This window comes from Oceanobacillus indicireducens, from assembly GCF_014647195.1.
In the GTDB taxonomy this organism is placed as follows: Bacteria; Bacillota; Bacilli; order Bacillales; family Amphibacillaceae; genus Oceanobacillus; species Oceanobacillus indicireducens.
On record NZ_BMOS01000067.1, the window covers coordinates 1,895 to 3,292 of the forward strand.

2 protein-coding genes are annotated in these 1,398 nt (G+C 38.6%); both read right to left on the reverse strand.

Features of this window, described 5'->3' with window-relative positions; all coding sequences use genetic code 11:
* Positions 1–172: 172 nt before the first annotated feature.
* A complete protein-coding gene (locus IEX94_RS19280; RefSeq protein ID WP_188859870.1) occupies positions 173–631 on the reverse strand; it encodes a hypothetical protein in 459 nt (152 codons plus the stop codon).
* Positions 628–1,398 (reverse strand): tail fiber domain-containing protein (locus tag IEX94_RS19285; RefSeq protein WP_188859872.1); only part of this gene is annotated, 771 nt, incomplete at its 5' end. The genes IEX94_RS19285 and IEX94_RS19280, both read right to left, overlap by 4 nt.

Sequence of the window (1,398 nt, forward strand, 5' to 3'; positions counted from 1 at the left end):
GCCCCAGCCATAAAATAATCCATTACAGGCATGGTAAAGCTCCCGTCCACATTTAAGACTGTATCCGGGATACTTGAGTCATCCTTTCCGCGGTAGTTGACCACACGTAAAGTTTCTCCATCTCTTGTTGTATTCCTTGAGCTCGTTTCCGTAAATTCGTAGTTCGCCATCATTATTTTTCCTCCTCTTCATTTTCATCTGTTGTATCTTCCGCAGATTCTTCTTTCGCTTCTTCAAATGCTTCTATTAAAACAAAATGAGCTTCCGCATCATTCCCGGAAAGCTCTTTATCAAAGTTATTAACTAATTTTTCGACGGTCTTTAATGCTGGCTCTAAATTCTTATCGTCAATAATAAAATACTCGTCATACAATGCGTCATATTCCCGGTTAAAGCCTTTTACATCATCAATGTCTAAATCGCCATTTTCCTTGCGCTTTGGCTCTCCGTTTTCATCAATACCGCAATATTCTTCGATTAACGTTAAACGTTCTTCACTCACCTCCTTATTGCGTTTTTCGAGCGCCTTAACGATACGCATACGATGAACGTTTTTCTTTCCCTTTGCAGTTACAGTATTATATAAAAACTCCGTTACGTTTCTTAAGTGCTTGTTCTGTATTTTTATCATGCTACTAATTCCTCCAGTTGTTCAATTCTGTATTTTTGTTTCTTGAGTTCATTTTTTAATAATTGATTTTCTGTTTTAAGCAAAGTAATTTCATCTTCGAATTTTAAATCTATCTTTCTTAGTTCCGAATCAAGTTCTTTAATTGCTAGAGAGTTAATAGACCTGTGGGTATAGCCATTTATGGCTTCTTCATCATACTTAAATATATCAGCTGTTTCACGCTCGATTACAAAGCCTACTTCACGTTTTCCGTTTGACTTCATTTTATAATCGTAAAATTCACTCTCACGTAAAAACTCCAAGCCACTGCCGTCAAACTTCTTTATGTCCGTCTTAAATTTTTCGCTTGAAACATCCATAACCTTTGCTCTTACAGTGCTGTAACTTCCCGTGCTATCTGCTATTCGTAATTCATACCCCGGTCTCGGACGAATATAAGCATGGTTATTAACCGTATACTCAAGAGTGGAGACGGTTGTAAGTCGGTCGGCTGAAAATGGTTTCGTTGTTCTAACTTCATTATGATTAACCTCAAGATAGGTGCTGGGTCTTCCACCGTGCAGTCTAATTCTCTCGATATCGCCCGAACCAAAGTGTTTCAGACCTGTGTCAGCGCCTCCGCCAAATAACAATTGAGATCCTGTAACTCTTAGACCTAACGCGGATTCAATGGTGTAATTAAGACCGGCTCGCGTAGTTACTTTATTTCGAGAATATGTCGCTTCAACAACTTTGCTTCCGTCGTAATATCCAAGATTTAATTCCCC